Origin of the sequence: Peijinzhouia sedimentorum, assembly GCF_049340005.1 — a bacterium.
Classification (GTDB): domain Bacteria; phylum Bacteroidota; class Bacteroidia; order Cytophagales; family Cyclobacteriaceae; genus CAXBDP01.
The window spans coordinates 11,917-32,221 of record NZ_JBMPIY010000003.1 but is presented as its reverse complement, the minus strand read 5'-3'; the positions used below and the strand labels follow the sequence as shown (position 1 = coordinate 32,221).

At 41.4% G+C, this 20,305-nt stretch carries 12 protein-coding genes; 9 read left to right on the top strand and 3 right to left on the bottom strand.

Annotation, left to right across the window (positions count from 1 at the left end; all coding sequences use genetic code 11):
• Positions 1-147: 147 nt before the first annotated feature.
• From ACOXY8_RS05775 to ACOXY8_RS05750, 6 genes are all read left to right on the top strand, one after another.
• Positions 148-984, top strand: a complete 837-nt coding sequence (locus tag ACOXY8_RS05775) for a hypothetical protein (protein WP_458330609.1) — start codon at positions 148-150, stop codon at positions 982-984.
• Between the two features lie 36 nt (positions 985-1,020).
• Entirely contained in the window at positions 1,021-2,592 is a 1,572-nt protein-coding gene (locus ACOXY8_RS05770) for a glycerol-3-phosphate dehydrogenase/oxidase (RefSeq protein ID WP_458330608.1), read from the top strand.
• Positions 2,593-5,120: 2,528 nt separating this feature from the next.
• On the top strand, positions 5,121-8,708 hold the full coding sequence (locus ACOXY8_RS05765) for a hypothetical protein (protein ID WP_458330607.1): 3,588 nt from the start codon (positions 5,121-5,123) through the stop codon (positions 8,706-8,708).
• A gap of 5 nt (positions 8,709-8,713) precedes the next feature.
• Entirely contained in the window at positions 8,714-9,376 is a 663-nt protein-coding gene (locus ACOXY8_RS05760; protein WP_458330606.1) for a hypothetical protein, read from the top strand.
• Between the two features lie 18 nt (positions 9,377-9,394).
• Complete coding sequence (locus ACOXY8_RS05755) at positions 9,395-13,591, top strand: DUF6443 domain-containing protein (RefSeq protein WP_458330605.1); 4,197 nt, start codon at positions 9,395-9,397, stop codon at positions 13,589-13,591.
• 3 nt (positions 13,592-13,594) lie between these two features.
• Positions 13,595-14,047, top strand: a complete 453-nt coding sequence (locus tag ACOXY8_RS05750) for a hypothetical protein (RefSeq protein ID WP_458330604.1) — start codon at positions 13,595-13,597, stop codon at positions 14,045-14,047.
• A gap of 103 nt (positions 14,048-14,150) precedes the next feature.
• Here the strand turns inward: ACOXY8_RS05750 and ACOXY8_RS05745 are convergent, their stop codons facing one another.
• Complete coding sequence (locus tag ACOXY8_RS05745) at positions 14,151-15,005, bottom strand: IS3 family transposase (protein ID WP_458330603.1); 855 nt, start codon at positions 15,003-15,005, stop codon at positions 14,151-14,153.
• 50 nt (positions 15,006-15,055) lie between these two features.
• Positions 15,056-15,436 (bottom strand): transposase, encoded by a 381-nt coding sequence (locus ACOXY8_RS05740; protein WP_458330602.1) that lies wholly within the window; start codon positions 15,434-15,436, stop codon positions 15,056-15,058.
• Between the two features lie 633 nt (positions 15,437-16,069).
• Here ACOXY8_RS05740 and ACOXY8_RS05735 point away from each other — a divergent pair.
• Complete coding sequence (locus ACOXY8_RS05735) at positions 16,070-16,807, top strand: MIP/aquaporin family protein (protein WP_458330601.1); 738 nt, start codon at positions 16,070-16,072, stop codon at positions 16,805-16,807.
• Positions 16,808-17,008: 201 nt separating this feature from the next.
• Positions 17,009-18,424, top strand: coding sequence for an MBL fold metallo-hydrolase (locus ACOXY8_RS05730; protein ID WP_458330600.1), 1,416 nt, complete (start codon positions 17,009-17,011; stop codon positions 18,422-18,424).
• 74 nt (positions 18,425-18,498) lie between these two features.
• Here the strand turns inward: ACOXY8_RS05730 and corA are convergent, their stop codons facing one another.
• Positions 18,499-19,560 carry a magnesium/cobalt transporter CorA gene (corA, locus tag ACOXY8_RS05725; RefSeq protein WP_458330599.1) on the bottom strand — a complete coding sequence of 354 codons (1,062 nt, stop codon included), beginning with the start codon at positions 19,558-19,560 and terminating at the stop codon, positions 18,499-18,501.
• 223 nt (positions 19,561-19,783) lie between these two features.
• On the opposite strand from corA, the gene ACOXY8_RS05720 reads away from it, so the two are divergent.
• Positions 19,784-20,302, top strand: coding sequence for a 3-hydroxyanthranilate 3,4-dioxygenase (locus tag ACOXY8_RS05720; RefSeq protein WP_458330598.1), 519 nt, complete (start codon positions 19,784-19,786; stop codon positions 20,300-20,302).
• Positions 20,303-20,305: the final 3 nt, after the last annotated feature.

Here is a 20,305-nt window from a genome sequence, read left to right as displayed (position 1 = left end):
CCCTTAGTATGAAGATTTAAACTCAAATTTAGTCCGATTTTTTTAAATTAAACCTTATTGGCCGAAACATAATGTCTGGCTCAGCTATATTGTAGCTTGCTCAGCATGTATTTGCGAGCTTAGCTATAAGTTTGATAAATTTTTTTTGTGAAAAAAGCATATCAATATTTCCACTTACTACAATTTGACATTGCCTTGGGAGCAGTTGGAATAAGTATTTGGTTTGCTAGATTAGAAAATATTGAATATGAAATCATTATACCTGTTTTGCTGGGTCTTACTGTTTGGGTAATATACACTGCCGATCATTTATTGGATGCCTATCGATACCGACACCAAATAAAAGGCGGGAGGTATGAGTACTTTCATAGCAATTGGAAAGCGCTGATAATTGTTTGTGGTGTTTTATCCATTCCCAGCTTTATCTTGGCCTTACAGCTTTCCAAGCAAATATGGCAAGTAGGCATTAGTCTCAGCATTGTAGTATTGGTTTATCTATTCCTCGCGCATTTTGCTCGCAGCAAGTTTTATCTACTCAAAGAACTATTCGTAGCGATAATCTATGCAGGAGGCGTACTTATAACCAATATTGCTGAGGAGGGATTTTGGCATAATAGCTTAGCACTCTTTTGGATATTTGCCCTTGTTTTTTGCGATTTGTTACTCTATTCAATTTTGGAGTGGGAAGATGACGCCAAAATGAAAATGCCTTCACTCACCAAGCAATTAGGATTAAAGCAAATCACCCTTATTCATGACCTATTCCTAAGTGCTGCATTTATGAGCTGGCTCTTACTTTCCTCTCGTTATTCATTCGATTGGTTTTGGATGTTACCTTCTTCTATTATGATGATTATGTTGCTACTATTCCGAATCAAAGCGCCACACTTTTATCAAATGGGAACACATCGCAGCTATGGCGAGTTGATATTTATGATTCCCATTTTTGCTTTAATAATTGAATACCTGCTCGCAGCTTTTTAGTAATTAGCGGAAAATTAAAAATTAAACTAGCTCAATATGAATAGAAACCAACAATTAGCACAACTGGAAGAATATTCCAATGAGATTTGGGACTTGGTAGTAATTGGTGGAGGTGCTACTGGACTAGGAACAGCATTGGACGCAGCTACCAGAGGATATAAAGTGCTATTGCTGGAGCGGCACGATTTTGCAAAAGGAACCTCAAGTCGAAGTACAAAACTGGTGCATGGTGGAGTTCGGTATTTAGCACAAGGAGATATTTCACTCGTGATGGAAGCACTGCACGAGCGTGGCCTCATGTACCAAAATGCTCCTCACCTAGTACATAATCAGCCTTTCGTGATTCCTAGTTACAAGTGGTGGAGTGGGCCATTTTATACCGTAGGCCTCAAAGTATATGATTTGATGGCGGGCAAATTGGGCTTGGGGCCATCGCAATCGTTAGATACAGATGAAGTCATTGCCAAAATCCCAAATATCAAACAAGAAGGCTTATTGGGTGGCGTGGTGTATCACGATGGACAGTTCGATGATTCCCGAATGGCAATTAATATAGCGCAAACCTGCGTGGAAAGTGGCGGCACTGTTCTCAATTATATGCGAGTAACTGATTTGCTCAAAGAGGACGAAATGGTTTGTGGAGTTAAAGTAAAAGACTTGCTTACAGATAAGTCTTACGAAATTCGAAGTCGTGCAGTGGTAAATGCCACAGGCGTGTTTGTCGATGATATAATTCAAATGGATGATTCGAATGCAACCAAATCTATACAACCTAGCCAAGGTGTTCATATAGTTTTGGATCGTGAATTTTTGCAAGGCGATGCAGCAATCATGATTCCGCAAACCGATGATGGTCGCGTGCTATTCGCAGTTCCATGGCATGGCAAAGTGGTAGTAGGCACTACAGATACGCTCGTGAATGAAATAAGTGCAGAGCCAAAAGCATTGAAGGAAGAAATCGATTTTATCCTAAAAACTGCCTCCCGCTATTTGGCCAAGCCTCCCGCCAAAGAAGATGTCTTAAGTATTTTCGCTGGTTTACGTCCACTGGCAGCTCCCAAAGATGGTACTGAAAGCACAAAAGAAATTTCTCGCGGACATAAGGTTCATGTTTCCTTAAGTGGCCTTGTCACCATTTTGGGTGGTAAATGGACCACCTTCCGCAAAATGGCTGAGGAAACAGTGGACAAAGCAGCTATGATTGGCGGTTTGCAAGAGCGAAAATGTATGACGGCACATTTGCCAATACATGGCTATGTTCGCAATATCGATCGAAAGAAGGCTTGGTATATTTATGGTTCTGATCAGCCTTATTTACAGAGGTTGATTGAGGATGAGCCTGAATTGGGAGAAAAATTGCACGCACGACTCCCATACAAAAAGGTGGAGGTAATTTGGGCAGTTCGCTACGAAATGGCGCAAACAGTGGAGGATGTACTAGCCAGGCGGGTAAGAGCTTTGTTTTTAGATGCTCGAGCTGCCATAGATATGGCACCGGAAGTTGCCAGAATTATGGCTAAAGAAATGGATAAAACACCAGAATGGGAGAAAAGGCAAGTACAAGAGTTTACCAGCCTAGCGGCTAACTATTTATTGGTAGATTATTGATCGTATGAAAGCCAAGGATTTCATCTTAAATCTGTGAACCTTTTTCAAGACGTGACAACACTTAGAATCATGTCCATCATTTAGTCATAAAAATCCCTGCCCGAGAGAGGCGGGATAGTTCAGACAATTTCGATGTTGATAAATGATGGAGGTTAAAGAGGTTTGATAGCTGCAGATTGATGTCTTATCCTATTTTTAACCGACTGTGCGGGAGGATGATTTATGCCATTCCATTATCCCACGGTTGAAACCATGGGCTATGGATTTTCGCTCCTTTGAAGCTAGAAATTATTGTTCAGAAAATTTGAAAAAGATTTGAATTCAGTAGAGCCGTAGCATACTACGGCTTTAGCGGTCAATAAGAACAGAAAATGTTTGTTAGCAAAATAGATTGTTTAGCGTGAAGCCCTTCAAGGTTTTCAAAACCTTGAAGGGCTGACTGTTTCCGCAGATTGTTAATGGACAATACCCAATACATTCTATCCATTTCATGACGGGACAAAAAGCAAATTTCGTGAAATCTGTTAATCCGTGATTCAAACAATTGCAATGAAGTAGGTAATTCGCCAAGAAAATATTATCGGATTACAAATCCTCTTTATCTGTGGTACGACATTGTAAATGTCGAACAGTTACGGTGGCGATGGAAGACCCGCAAGGTTTCGAAAACCTTGCGGGTCTTTTTTTTAAAAATTGGACGTATTTTGGGCATTGATCTTTGGACGAAATTTTGCGATTTTGAGTCAAATTTCGCTCAATGATCATCGTATTTTTTTGGCCTAGCAGCACCCTCCATTTTGGGTGGTTTGCTTCGGCTTTGAACTAATTTGGTGAATCCTTTAGGGATAAAAAAATGAGTGTGCGTTTTATTCGCAATATGCGTTTATTGCACATTTTTCGTGATATTCGTTTTCTTCGTTTTATGTTACTTTTTGCGCAATATTCGCTTTGTGCACCTTATTGACCAATTAAACACCAATAGGAAAGCAAGGAAACACCAAGGAAACCCTAAGGTAAACACCCACTAAAATGGGCTAAAATCGAGTGAAAGAAAATTCATATTTTAAATTTACTTGTTCAAAATAGTAGTATTTGAATATTTCCGAAAAAGTGACTTTCTGCAAAGAGGTGGGTTGATTTGGACATAATTTGGGCTGAAACAGGGCAAAATGTGCATGGATAATGAGCTGATTAGGCTTTGGAGATTGAAGGAAATTCAGGACTATTTTGGGTGGTGATTTTGAGGTTTTATTGAGACGTATTTTTGAATAACGGAATATAGTAAACGTTGATGAAGGAAGAAGGGTTGACGGCTGATTAGAGGCGGTGAATTTTGTTAGAAATAAATGATGTTTCTTGCGAAGACCTTCAAGGTTTTTAAAACCTTGAAGGTCTGGCTGTTTCCGTGATGGGCTGTGGAAATCATCGTATTCATTTAATCACAAAAATCACAGTTCAGACAAATGCGGTGAAGCTAGATGATTCAAAAAAGGAGAATGTTGAAGAGGTATTGTTGGGTTTGGAGAGCAGTTGATAGAGGTCTAATTCTATTTTTGAATGGTTGAGGCGGGAGGATGATTTGTGCTATTCCTTTATCCCACGGTTGAAACCGTGGGCTATGGATATTTCGCTCCGATGAGCTGGAAATCAAAGTCCATCAAAAAAATCATCTCTAATCATAGTTCAGACAAATGCGGTGAAAGCAGTTGATTCAAAAAGCAGAGAATGTTGAAGAGGTATTGTTGGGTTTGGAGAGCAGTTGATGGAGGTCTAATTCTATTTTTGGATTGTTGAGGCGGGAGGATGATTTGTGTTTCGACAATATCCCACGGCTACACCGTGGGTTAATGATTGTGCTCCTTTGGAGCTGGAAATCAAAGTCCATCAAAAAAATCATCTCTAATCACAGTTCTAGTAATTCTGAAATTCTATAAATTCTTACCTCGGCAAGCAGGCTGATTCGGATCATTGCGGGGGTGTGGGTTTTCGCTCATTATCGAAAGCCGGGTTACAAATCCTGTTTATCAGGAGTACGACATTGCAAATGTCAAACAGTTGGAGATGGGATTTGATAATAAATAATGGATTTTTCTCTGCGCTCACTTGCGTCTTTACTCTGTGATCTCCGCGTTTAAATTTCTCCTTTTGATCACAATCAGTCGGATTACATATCCTCTTTATCAGGAGTACGACATTTCAAATGTCGAACAGTTGATTTACATATTTTTATTTCTATTGATCCCTGTTAAGGGATTCATTCGGAGGGAAGTAGCCTATTTCCAAGAGTGTGCTTGAAGTAATAGAGCAGGGATAATGTCGTATTCAATTTGATTAAATATAAATATATGTAGAATTGGACGAATTTTTTTTTCAGTAGTAAAAAATGCTATGTACTACATAAAAAGGGAATTGATCAACAGTAATATATAAAAATGATATTTTCAGAAATATGAATAATAAATGAATATTTACATTTTATTTGCATGTTATTCATAATAAAAGTAGCATTGACCAAAAATAACGTATTAATGGTCAGGTCAAGTATATATTTCATACTATTCATCGTGAGCGCATTAGGGATGCAATCAGCGATAGGTCAGGATTTACCGTTTATAATGGATCGTATACCTCCCTCTCCGACGGCAGCTTCCTTGAGCAATTACGTGTTAAGTCCGAGTTCCAGTTTTAGTGGCCGGCCTTCGGTATCGATTCCACTATTTACGGTATCTCATCGTGGACTCAACATCCCAATACAGCTGTCCTATGATGCAAGTGGTGTAAAAGTGACAGATATGGCCTCTTGGGTGGGGATGAATTGGTCCTTGCAGGCGGGCGGTAGCATTACCCGTATTTTACGGAAGTTGCCCGATGAACATGTCGCAGGCTACTTAACCAATGGTTTGTTGTCACCTTCGGCTAATCCATATTTTAAGAATTCCTACTACAGAAATTTAGAAGCAGGTGGCGAGGATGGCGAGCCGGATATATTTGTTTTTTCCTTTCCAGGAGGTTCGGGCAAATTTGTATTTGATGATGAAGGAAATATCCAATTAATCTCAAAAGAGAAATTAAAAATAGAAGGCTTGCCCAATGACACAAATGGCTTTAAAATCACAGATGCTTCGGGCACTGTGTATGAATTTTATCAAAAGGAGCTTACCTCTGTAGGAGGAACTTCTTTGTCGGGGTCTTTTACCTATACCTCAGCTTGGCATTTAACGAAGATGTATCATCCCAGAGCGCCTAGTCAGGAGATCAATTTTGCCTATACCTTCGAGAACTTAAGCAATGCCTACACCCTTCGCAGGCAATCACGCATAATCCATATGATTAATTATAGTACCACGCCTCCTGCTACAAATGTAGATGCATCTGTGGGCTATAGTGCGTATCGCTTGAGTAGTATTACAAGTCCCTTAGTACGCGTACTTTTTGATCCATCGCCTGATCCTCGCGAAGATTTAACCAATGGAGAAAGTTTAGGGAAAATCAAGATTCAGCGCAAGCTTGACCCTAATGGAGCCAGCTATACCACCTTTAAAGTCTTTAGTTTCTGCTATGATCATACCAATAGTGCAGGATTTAAGCGTTTGTATCTCATGTCACTCCAAGAATATGACGGCACAGAAAGTACGAGCCAACCACCATATACATTTACCTACAACAGCGGTGCGATTCCCGGCCCCTTGAGTTCCGCACGCGACCGTTGGAATTATTACAATGGGGCAACATCCAATGCAAACTTAATGGAGCCTAAGATAGTGCAACTAGATTATTTGGTGCTTCATCCGACAATCGAGGATAATTATCTTCCACAAGAAAAGGGTTTTAGTATAACAGGTGGTAATCGAACACCGTCGGAAACCCACTTAAAAATGGGTGTATTGCAGAAAATCAGCTACCCGACTGGTGGAGAGGTAGAATTTGAGTATGAGTTAAATAAAGGAAATGTAGAGGATACAGAAGCGCTCTTTGAAGATGAAATAAATCCTTATTTTTATCATGTTACTGCTTGGGGCGATTCCTTGCATTATTGGTCAGATTGGGATTTTTTAAATGAGCTTCGTCAGTATGAGCTTGAAGATAAGTCAGTATTATCAGAGGCCTTTGCGTTTGATCCGGATGCACCTTTTATATCCGATACAGTTGAATATACCATCAATACAACGCAATTTGTGCATGTCTCTGCTGAGATTATTAATTCAGGAGGAACGCCAGCCCCTGGAACGGAACAACCATTTGCACGAGTACAAAAAAAGAATGGGGGTACTTGGGAGACCGTAGAGGGGTTAAACTTTTATGGCAGCAGCTATACAGATCAAAAGTATAAGAAATTAATAGCAGGTGATTATCGTACAATCACCTATGCAAGGCATAATAACACAATTGTATTTGATTATGCGAGGTTGCTCATTTCATGGGTACATAATACAGAGGTGGTAAAAGAATTTTATCCCGGACCGGGCTTACGAGTGAAACGCATTAAGGAATGGGATGGCACAAAATCGGGCAAGTGGCAGGTGCGCCGATTTGCTTATACGAAAGAGGATGGAAAGGAGTCCGGCATTATCTACCATCAGCCAGTGTATAGTTATAAAACCTATACTGGAGAGCATCCCAACGATGTTTACCTAAACCAGAGCAGCCAAGATCAATTTAATTATTATGGGCCAGCTATTGGATATGAACAAGTAACAGAGTATTTGGGAGAGAATGGAGAGTATGGTAAAAAAGTTTATGAATATCAATCAGTACCACCATTATCTTATGAAGTAGGCTATAATTCTCGGATTTACCCCTTTCCAGATCCTTATTATGGATTGTACGAACCGGGTGCTTTACTCAAGGAGGTAGCATATAAGCGGGATGGCGTTGACTATGATCCTATCAGTGAACGAGCATTGAGCTATGCCTATGAAGTATTGGATTCAGCGGTAGGCGAAAAGGCAGGGATCATTTATAGAAGCAGTTCGCCGACCCAGGATTATCGTTTAGTTCATCGTTATAATAATCGTTCCATTTGGACGCAGTTAGCAGAAATCAATGAAACGGCCTATGATGATGATGGAGTCGCGAGAAATACACAGACGCTATATACCTACGAAACTACACCGGGTCATTTGCAGCCTACGCAGAAAGAAGTAAAAACAAGCTTGGGCAATAAAAGCGAATCGATTATCACTTTTTATAGCTATCCCTTGGATTATGCCCACAAGGCCAGTCCTAACACCTCGGGCTTAGTGGATCAGCATATACACAATGTCCCCATTGAGCAATATCAAGCTCGTAAGATAGGAAGTCAGATGCGCTATATTAGCGGGCAAGTAAGCAAATACAATAGCAGTATAGCCATCTATGAACCTACAGAGATATGGTCTTGGGAACCTGATGATTTTATAACGAGCTTTTCTCCCTCCAAAAGCAGTCCTGGCCCAAATATTCTGTTAGATACGCACTATGAGCAACGTGCCCTCTTTGGCTATGATGTAGCGACGGGCACTTTGCAGACACAAGAACTAGTGGATGGGCAGAAGATCGGGTATTTGTGGGATTATGCCCATAGTTTACCCATCGCCAAAATCACCAATTTTTCGACGAGCACTACCTATGGCTATTCCGGATTCGAGGGCAGTACAACCGGACAGTTGACCTATGCAAGTGGAGGCATCAAAACGGGTTCCTCAGCAGCTGGTCGCAAATACTATGAATTAAGAACGAGTCCAAGTCAGCAAGTCAGCAAAAGTGGGTTGAGTACAGGTACCCCATATATTGTTAGTTTTTGGGCCAAAGGCAGCGGCAGCCTAACGCTGACAAGTATTGGGAGTGTGAGTTTGACGAGCGATTGGAAATACTACCAATATCAGGTGAGTGGCGTGAGCAGCATAAGTTTGAGCAGCAGTTTAGCCCATGTAGATGAAGTTCGGATCCATCCGGTTGGCTCCCAAATGGAGACATACAGTTACGATATTTTGGAAGGATATCGCTCGATCAACCCGGTAGATGGGCGCTTACTGCGCTATGAGTACGATAGTTTTGGTCGCTTACGCTTTATAAAAGACCATTTAGGAAATATCCAACGCGCCTTTGATTATAAGGTGGGTGTAGATGCAAATTAATAGACATGAGACATATAAAAATACCAAATACCATGCGATTCTCCCTTTACAGTGGGCTACTAGCGATGTTGCTATGTGTAGCAAGCCTTAGCAGCCATGGGCAAGCCAAAGTAGGCGAATATCGCCTGGCATATCAACTGAAATCGGGTAACCTCCCGCAAGAGTCACTGATCGAAAAGCAAGGTAATCGGGCCACTGTGCATATTGGGAAAGATTATATAGTCTTATCCACCAATGGCAGCATTGTAAAATCCCAGATATGGGATATCCAAGGCCGCCAATTGTATCGGGAGGCGGGCAATGGCCAAGTGTATGAATCGCAATCTCGCATACAAGATTCGGCATTTCTAAGCAAGGAGGAATCGGAAGATACCTCATCCACCACGGAGGGTCTTCTACGTCTGGTGTTTCAGCAAGCAGAAACCACTTATACATTTTATTATGCGGCCAATAAGGAGAGACAGGAACAAGAAGCTGTACAGGCATCGGCCTTTCCTCAGGGGATTCTGGCGAGCTATTGGCAAACAGCAGCGGGCTTACCTGTAAGAGTGCTTATTGAGAATGCACAGCTACAGGTAGAAGCCACCTTATTGGATCAACGTCAAGAAGTGTGGAATGAAGCAGCCATTAAGCAGTCCCTCCAGCGGAGTATTAAACCAAGCCATTAAGTAAAGACAGCAAGACCCATGATGGATCAATTCTTTCCCAAGCGCCTAGCCCAGACTACCTTCAACATAGGGAGGGCATTTTCCATTCGTTTCAACCGTATAGTGTTCGTGATAGGCCTAGGCTTGCTGAGCTATAGTTATCATGGGCAAGCACAAAATATACCCAATAGTCAAACGGGTCCCTTGAGTGCAACCCAGACGGCATTGGCTCGACCTACTTATACCACCAGTGGGATGAAAGTGAGTTTTGTTCGCAGCTACCAAGCGAGAATTGCGGGAGTGAATGGCGCTTCGCTGGATGGCTTGTCTAAAGAGCAGGTCATGGTCAGTACGCAATATTTAGATGGCTTGGGTCGTCCGATACAAACCGTACTTAAGCGTGCCTCAGCCCAAGGGAATGATATCGTGCAACCCATTTATTATGATGAATTTGGTAAATCACAAGCATCCTACTTAGCGTATTCGCCTAGCTCGACAACAGATGGAGACTTCAAGACGAATCCCTTCAATGCACAATATACCTTTCATACCAACAAGAGTAATGTGAGTCATCAAGACACAAATTTCTTTTATGGGTATTCGGAATTGGAAAAGAGTGGACGAAATCGGAGCCTATCCAAGGCGGGACCGGGACAAGCCTTTGTCGGAAGGAATGTAAAAGCAACCACCACGATGAGCTATAATACATCGACCAATATTCGGGTTTGGACCATCGGCACATTTCTCTCAAGTGCACCCACTTCGACTCAAACCTATAGTGCAGGTGAATTATTGATAACCCAGACGCAGGACGAAGAAAATACCATCCGGCTTCAGTATCACGATCGAGAGGGGCGATTGCAGTTAGAGCGGGTGCAAAAGGCCAGCGGAAACAGCAACTTGAACACTGCAAGCCATTGGTTAAGTACCTATTATGTCTATGATGAACAAGGACGCTTACGGGTGGTGATTCCTCCCGCTGCAGAGGAATACCTGCGGACGAATAATTATTGGGCTATGGGTACTTCTACGATCCGGAATATGGTTGCTAAATATTGGTTTTTTTATTTCTACGATGAACGCGATCGCTTGATTGTAAAAAAACTCCCGGGAATCACAGATTTGCTAGGTGGCATTGAATATGTCTATGATAAGAGAGATCGACTGATCATGACCCAGACAGGCACACAACGTGCCCAAAACCGCTGGACCTTTATGAAATACGATGGGTTGGATCGATTGATTAAAGTAGGCGAAATCACTAATAGCCAAACACGATCTGCGAATCAGTCTCAGGCGAATAGTAACCCTGCCTGGCCGACCACGAGCAGTACTGATGAAGAAATCCGCTATTACTATGACGATTATGACTTTGATAATGATGGCATCGCAGATGAGAGCTTTAACACAAGCTTCAATACCAAATTTGCCCAAACGCCCCAAGTGAGTATGCAGGTGTATGGCATGGCTACAGGAGTAGAAACACGGGTATTGGGCACGACAACCTTTAACAAGGAAGTGATGTTTTATGATGAAATGGGCAGACTACTGCAACAGCAAAGTGTTCATCACCTAGGCGGCACCCAATACACCACCTATCAGTACGACTTTGTCGGCAACCTGCTGCGCAGCTATCAAGCCATGAATCAGCCACAAGCAGATATTGGTGCCAGCTTCACCTTGCAGGAAGACTATATCTATGACCATCAAGATCGTCTGCTGACGGTGCATCATCGGATCAATGATGGTACAAGTGTGAAGATCCTTGAACAAAGCTACGATGCCTTAGGCCAATTGACGAGCAAGGAATTGGGTGATGGCTTGCAAACGATCAACTATCGCTATAATGTCCGTGGCTGGCTCACCCATATCAACGATGCCGACCGCAGCGATAGCGATGACCTCTTTGGTATGGAGTTGTACTATGACTATGGCTATAGCCAAGCACAAAAGAATGGCAACATTGCCGGAGTACGCTGGCAAACCGCCACAGATGAAGTGAAGCGTAGCTATGGTTTTCGCTATGATGTGCCGCAGCGCCTCAACCACGCCGACTACCGTGCGCACAATGGCAGCAACTGGACGAGCCTAGAGAGCAATCGCTATAGCGTAAACAATATTGCTTACGATGCCAATGGCAATATCACCGCCTTGCAACGCCAAGGACTACTCAATAGCACTGGCACACCAAGCTACGGCCAAATCGATAACCTTAGCTATAGCTACGATGGCAATCGCTTGAAAACCGTAAATGATGGCGTAAGCCTAGCAAATGGCGTGGGAGATTTCAAAAGCAGAAGCACCGCAGCCACTCAATTCACATACGATGGCAACGGCAACTTGCAGACAGATCTCAACAAAGAAATCAGCCATATCCGCTACAATCGCTTGAACTTACCCGATAGCATCCGCAAGAGCGATGGCAATTCTATCAGCTATCGCTACGATGCGCAGGGCAACAAACTCAGCCAGCGGGTATGGTCAGGCAGTACCTTGCAACATACCCGCCATTACTTAGGGAATTATTTCTACGAAAATGATACCTTGCAGCATATACAATTTGGTGATGGTCGGATCGTTTATAATCCAGCGGAGTATGGCTATGAGTATCATTATTACCATAAGGATCATTTAGGCAATATCCGTCAGGTGTTTAGAGCAGAGAGCACCACGACCTATATGGCGACGATGGAACCTGAAAACGAAACGCAAGAGATGCAGCAGTTTTTCCATAACTTAAGTGATAGCCGATCGATCGATGCGCGGTATAACCAAACCGAAGGCGGTAGAGCTGTAGCTTATTTGGATGCTTCTCGTGGCCGAGACTATGGCCCGGTGTGGAGCAAAGAACTTGCACAAGGCGACTCCCTTCATGCGGCCGTCTTGGGTATGCTGTATGATCCGAAAGAGAAACCGAAATTCAATGATCTACTCACAGGCATAGGCAGACAAAATGCACTACGCTCAGGTCTAGAAGGCGCCAATCTAACAGGCACTAGCAGTCTAGGTTTACAACCGCTGTGGTTGGCTTTACAACTGGCTCGCCAGCTTGAGAAGGCACCCGTACCCGAGAGTTACTTAGGCTATATCCTCTATGATAAAGACAGTATCCGCTACGACTCTGGGCGGGTGGAAATTAGTCGCCAAGCTTTCACCAACCCTGAGGAGCTAGCCTTGGACATCACCGCAAGCCAAGCAGGCTTTGTAGAAGTATATGTTTATAATAGCTCAGACTTACCCGTATGGTACGATCAATTCTCCATCAGCAGCAGCCAAGCGGTCATTATCCAAGAGAACCACTATTATCCATTTGGAATGCAAATCGCAGGTTTGGAGTTGGATTTGGGTAGTAGGAATCGCTACCTCTACAATGGCAAAGAACTCCAAGACGACCATGACCTCGATTGGCATGACTACGGAGCTAGAATGTATGATGCACAGATTGGGAGATGGCATGTGGTGGATCCGATGGCGGATAGTTATTTGAGTTTTAGTCCGTATAATTACACCTTAAACAACCCGCTATCGAATATAGATCCGAATGGGATGTGGGTTTCTACTTTCCAGATCTCACAGTTTTTAGCGCAGCAAACCGATCCTGATAGAAGGAGTGATGAAGGATCGAGTTTTATTCAATCTGTATCGAGAGGGTTTAAGAAATTTGTAGGGAAGTTTTTGTCTGGGTCAGGTGAGCAGGTTGAAGAGGATCAGAGTGTAGGTAATGAGTCACTTACAGACTGCCCAAATGGTGATTGTAATGATGATGGGCCTATTGCAACAGCAGTTCCGATTGCATTAACAGCAGCAGCAGTAGATGGCCCCATTCCACTTGGAGATGTTCTAGGAGCTGTAATTCTAGCAGGAGCTACAGCATATGATGCAACCCAAAGAACGTTTGTAACATATACTATGACAAATGCTACAGGGCAAGTTTATGTTGGAAGAACCAGTGGATACGGTAACCCTTATAGTATAGTGATGAGACGAGCATCAAATCATCATATGAAAGTGTTTGGATTTGGAGTACCTGTTCTTGATCGAGCCGTTCAAGGATATCAAGGTTACCCTGCAATTAGAGGGCGTGAACAACAACTTATTGACTCTTTTGGAGGAGTTAATAGTAGCAATGTAGGCAACAGAATTAGAGGTGTAAGTCAATATAATCCATTAGGACTTATATATCACGGGGCATCAAATACCTTTTTTGGGCCGTTAGCTCCATATACAGGATATTAAAAAATGGCAAAGAAAATAAAGGAAGATCAGTTAAAAGAGCTATACTACTTAAAAGAGTGGTGTAGTTCTGTTGTTAAGTTTATACTTGAGCAGAGTCCAGTAGGGGGAGACATGTTGATGCAATATGATATTGTAATTAACTCATCGTATCAAAAACAAGACATTAGAGGTCTACGTATGGTTGCAAAAGATGTTATGGAATGGGCGAAAGGATTAAGTGAATCTGATAAGAGTAAGCTTGATGAAGTTTTAGAATCTAAATTTGGTTCAGGATTAAATGGTGAAATTGAGAAAAAGAATGTTGCTCAAATCCTTAAGAGAGGGAAGATTACTACCGAGGATGAGTACCGATTACTGCTGAATAGAATTGAAGAAATACATACAGACCCTTCGAAAAATGAAGAAGTGGAAAGGGTGAATCTCCTTTTGGGTGAGTATCATAAGAAGCAGAAATGACTTGGAGTCCAACTGAAGTTATTATTGCAACAAATTTACTTGTATCGTCCTGAAAAAAGTTTACAGGTTAAAGTTAATTATTACACAAATTTACAATTATTCTTCATGTTGTAAGTACCTTCTTTTTTCTTGGGTATGTCTTCCATAGTTTATCTGTTATAAGGTTTTGATTATGGACTTTGTTTGGTGTTAAAAGACCAATACTATAGTGAGGTCGATCCTCATTATATAGTTGGACAGACTCACTTAATAATTTCTTAGCCTGTTTTATAGTTTTAACTGTATAATGACTTAGATATTCTTCTTTTAGTATGCCATTTATTCTTTCAGCTATGGCATTGTCAGTCGGTTCTGATGTCTCTGTCATACTAATCCTAACACGATGATGCTGCAAAACTTGGACGTATTCCTGAGAGCAATATTGAATGCCTCTATCTGAATGGTGAATAAGGATCTCTTTATTGCCTTCCATATTTTTCAGAGCCATTTCAAGTGCTTGTCTACTAGCAATTGTCTCAAGGGTATTTGCTACATGGTAGCCAACAATTTTATGCGAAAATGCATCAGTGACTAGACTCACATAAAGAAAGCCAGTTTCAATTCTCCAATATGTGATATCACTTACATAAAGTTGATTAATAGCCGTGGGAATATAATCTTTGATCAGATTAGGCCATTTATGGTAACGATGGTAACTCATAGTTGTAGACACGCTACGTCGCCTTTTTCTAACTAACAATCCATTGAAAGCCAATAAATTAAATAGAGCATCTCTGCCAATTTTTATTTTATTGTCAAGAAGAAAGTCTTGAAGTTTTTCATACAATTTTCGAGTTCCCATACTTCGATGGTTTTGACGAATATTTTTTACTTGTTCGAGTATAAGGTGATGTTCTATTGTTAAATAATCCTGACGCCACAGGTGTTGATAATAGGACTGACGAGTTACACCAAACAATCTGCATATCCTTGATAGCCCAATTTGCGGATAGCAGGCTTTTATTGCTGTTATTGTTTGGTGCCTGACTTTTTTCTGATCTCAACCTTAAGCTCGCTTTCTGCTATCTCTATCATTTTTCGATAGGCAGCTGCCTCCAAACGTGCCATCTCCAATTCTTTCTCCAGTTCTTGGATCCTGGACAAAACGGAATCTTTTTTGGGTACCCTTTTTTTAGCCATATCCCTAGTTTCTATAATATAGGGCTTTTTGATTTTATACCCATACTTTTTTAGCCAGTCATTAAGTCTGGAGTTCCCAAGCCCATATTTATGTTCCACTGCTCGCAGTGTCATATTTCCAGATAAAAAATCTTTACAGACACTTTGCTTAAATTCTTCAGTATACTGATTCTGCCATTTACTCTTATAGGTCTTTACATATCTCTTCATTTCTATGTAGATTGTGTAAACCTATTTCAGGACAAGACACCTTGCAACATAGACAATTTGGCGATGGTCGGATCGTTTATATGCCTTCGGCATATGGCTAGGAGTATCATTATTATCATAAGGATCATTTAGGCAATACCCGACAGGTGTTTAGAGCAGGGAGTACCTTCAAAAAAAATCATAGCCTATCATTTAATCATAAAAATTCCTGCCCGTCCGAGGTGGGATAGTTCAGACAATTGCGGTGTTGGTAGATGATCGAGGTTCAATAGCTATAGATTGATGTCTTATCCTATTTTTTACCGACTGTGCGGGAGGATTATTTGTGCTATTCCATTATCCCACGGTTGAAACCATGGGCTATGGATTTTCGCTCCTTTGAAGCTAGAAATTATTGTTTAGAAAATTTGAAAAAGATTTGAATCCAGTAGAGCCGTAGCATGCTACGGCTTTAGCGGTCAATATGAGCAGAAAATGTTTGTCAACTGGCGCGTTTTTTTAAAGCGTGCAGATCTATTTTCCTTTCTACACAATCAATGCAGCTAGGATAGATTATTAATAGGTTCAAAAATTGATTGGTCATTGGGTAAAAACTCAAAATAATTCCGATATTCAGCCAAATGAATTTATGGAATGACTGAATTTGCAGCTGAGGTTTTAGGCACAATGCTTCTTATTTTATTGGGCAATGGCGTTGTAGCTAATGTAATACTAAAAGACACCAAAGGTCATGGAGGCGGGTGGATTGTGATAACAGTAGGCTGGGCTTTGGGTGTATTTACAGGCGTAATTGTAGCTGGGCCATATAGCGGGGCGCATCTCAATCCTGCCGTGACTTTTGCATTGGCTTTTGAAGGCTCATTCGAATGGGCAAAAGTTCCAAGTTTTATCTTAGCCCAAGTTTTAGGAGCAGCAATTGGTGCCACGCTAGTTTGGGTTTTTTATCACGATCATTACAAAGCAACAGCAGATGGCGATACCAAAATGGCCACTTTCTGTACTGCACCAGCCATTCGCAAAATTCCCTTCAATCTATTCTGTGAAGTAATTGGCACTTTTGTGCTGATATTCTCTATTCTCCATTTTGCTGATCCGGAAATAGGTATAGGCATTGGCGAATCCGAGAAAGTAGGCATGGGCTCATTAGGAGCTATTCCTGTCACCTTGGTTGTCTTGGCTATTGGTTTGTCTCTCGGCGGCACTACCGGTTATGCGATAAATCCTGCGCGTGATTTAGGGCCGCGTATTATGCATCAATTATTACCCATCCCTGCTAAGCGAAATAGCGATTGGAGCTACTCTTGGGTGCCTATTGTTGGGCCAATTATAGGTGCAAGCATTGCCGTTGCTTTGCATTTGGCAAATATTTAACGATCTATCCCTCCCGCTTCTTTTGATTGGTATTGGTTTGGATATTTTTTCCGAATGTGACCAAAATCACTGTTTTTCTGTTTTTTAGATGTTTAATTTGAGTATAATTTCGAATGAAATAAATGATCTGGCTTGCAAAGGATAGAAAATATTATTTGCTCTGCCGGAAATCTAAAAGGCTAAAAACAAAAATCGAAGAATATGAAAGTACAACAAATTTACACAGGCTGTTTAGCACATGCAGCTTACTATCTTGAGAGCAATGGCGAGGCAGCTATTTTTGATCCACTGCGTGAAGTGCAACCGTATATCGATCGTGCTGAAAAAGACGGCGCAAAAATCAAGTATGTGTTTGAAACACATTTCCATGCCGACTTTGTAAGTGGGCACCTAGACCTTGCAAAGAAAACGGGTGCGAAAATCGTTTATGGCCCAACTGCCAAACCAGGTTTCGAAGCTATTGTCGCCGAAGACAATCAAGTATTCGAAGTGGGTAAATACAAAGTGAAAGTAATTCACACTCCGGGTCATACTATGGAGAGTACAACCTATTTGCTGATAGATGAATCAGGAAAGGAGCATGGAATTATCACAGGAGATACACTTTTTATTGGTGATGTAGGCAGACCGGATTTGGCGCAGCACGTAATTGCTGATCTTACAGAAGAGAAATTAGCTTCTCATTTATTCGACTCGCTACGCAATAAAATTATGCCTTTGAGTGACGATCTGATCGTATATCCGAACCATGGTGCAGGCAGTGCTTGTGGTAAGAAAATGAGTAAGGAAACTACCGATACATTGGGAAATCAAAAAGCTACAAACTATGCTTTGCGTGCGGATATGACTCGTGAGGAATTTATAAAAGAACTTTTAACGGGACTCACTACTCCTCCAGGCTATTTCCCTAAAAATGTGCTGATGAATATAAAGGGATATGACAGTATAGATAAGGTGATGGAGCGTGGTATGAAGGCGCTTTCTCCAAGAGAGTTTGAAGCCGCAGCTAATGAAACAGGTGCTTTGTTACTAGATACTCGCGACCCAGCTGATTTTGCAAAAGGCTTTATCCCAAATAGTATCAATATAGGCCTGAGTGGAAGCTTTGCCATGTGGGTTGGTGAATTGATTCCAGATATCAAACAGGAGATTCTGATCATAGCTGAGCCGGGCAAAGAAGATGAAGCAATTACTCGCTTAGCAAGAGTAGGCTACGATTTCGCAATCGGCTATCTCGAGGGTGGTATAGATGCTTGGAAAAATGATGGGCATGAGCTGGATAAGGTAAATCGAATTTCGGCAAGTGAATTAGAAGAGCAGGTAGAAAAAGATGAGCTACTTGTATTTGATGTGAGAAAGAAAAGTGAGTTTGACTCGGAGCACTTATTGGTTGCTCATAATACTCCACTCAATCAGATCAACGATCATTTGGCGGAATTTCCAAAGGATAAGCCATTTGCACTGCATTGTGCAGGAGGATATAGAAGTATGATCGCAGCCTCTATTCTCAAGCAAAGAGGATGGGATAATTTCGTAGATGTAGTTGGAGGCTTTGAGGCGATTGCAAAAACTGATATGGCAAAGTCTGCATACGTTTGCCCTACTACGCTATTGTAAAACTAATTGGATTGATTTAGGTAAATGGCCACTTCAGAAATGAGGTGGCTTTTTTGATGCTGCCAATATGAAAATCAATCAAACCAACCCTGTTTTTTAAAGTAGGATAGCATTCCGGCCATGCTTAGCAGCACAACGCCCGTTATAACCCAGAAGCCATTTTCATTACTTATTCCCGGCATATATTTGAAGTTCATTCCATAAACACCTGTAAGAAAGGTGATGGGAATAAACACTGTTGAAATAATCGTTAGCACTTTCATAATCGAGTTCATACGATTACTGATAGTACTTTGGTACAAATCCACCATCCCCGAGAGGAGATCTCGATAAGTTTCGATAGTGTCAATTACTTGAATCATATGGTCATACAAATCGCGGTAGTATAATTTGGTCGCTTTTGTTACTAATCGTGTATCCTCCCGCTCAATTTGAGCAATCACTTCTCTCAATGGCCAAATAGCTCTACGCAATGCTAGCATTTCTCTTTTCAAGTTGTAAATATCTTGTACAGATTCGTTGTCAGGATTTTGAAGGAGATCTTCTTCCATCAGTTCCATCTCATCGCCAATTTTCTCCAAGGCCACAAAGTAGTTATCTACCACAGTGTCTATTAGTGCGTAAAGCAAATATTCGGCTCCGCGTGTACAAATTTTTCCACGGCTATGTATACGATCTCTTACCGGATTGAATGTGTCGCCCACCACTTCTTGAAAGCTAAGCACCAAATTTTTGCCAATGATAAAGCTCACTTGCTCCATTTTGATTTCGGCTAAGTCTGGCAGGTACTCCACCATTTTGAGTACCACATAAATATGATTATCGTGTACATCCAATTTGGGTCTTTGATCGGTATTAAGTATATCTTCCATCAAAAGAGGGTGGACTTCGAAGTGATCACAAATAGCTTGTACTTGTTCTACATCGTGTACTCCATTGAGATTAATCCAGTTGGTGCGATTGTCGGGGAGCATTAAGAAATCGCTGATGTGGGCATTCTTCTTTTCTTCTACAGCTTCAGCGGAATAAGATAATAGCTCCATAGAAGATACATTATCTTGTTTTTTGCCGGTATAGATTGCGCTGCCGGGAGGTAAACCCACTTTTCGAGAACGATTGTTAAAGAAACGAGCCATGAATAATAGTTTGAGATGAAAGTGTTTTCAAGATAACAAATGAAATTGATAATGGGTACAATTCGTTTTTTGTCCAAGCTTTATGCGCATAAGGTAAAATATTAATTGAATTTTTAATCTTCAATAAGAAAGCGAATCCGATCTTTACATAGGTCATTGAATGGTGGCTTCTATTTTCACGAAAAAAATTTATAACTTAGATGATTCCTAAAATTTGAATTCTATGCCGATTAGACGCCCATTTAATTTCAGAAAGTGGATAGATGAACATCGTCACTTATTAAAGCCTCCTGTTGGCAATCAACAGGTATATACTGACAACGAAACCTTTATTGTAATGGTGGTTGGCGGGCCAAATGCTCGTAAGGATTATCACTACAATGAAGCCGAAGAGTTTTTCTATCAAGTAGAAGGAAATATCGTTCTCAAGATTATCGAAGACGGTAAGCCGGTAGATATTCCAATCAATGAAGGCGATATCTTCCTCCTCCCGCCACGTACACCTCACTCCCCGCAACGGCCTGCCGGTTCTGTAGGAATGGTAATGGAAGTGTACCGTGAGCAAAAGGAAAAAGATGGCTTTATGTGGTTTTGTGAAAATTGTGGGAACAAGCTTTATGAAGAATTTGCCCATATTTCCGATATCGTCAGTCAACTACCGCCTATTATGAATCGTTTTTTCGAATCTGAAGAAAACCGCACCTGCAAAAAGTGTGGTACAGTCATGCAAAAGCCAAACTGATAT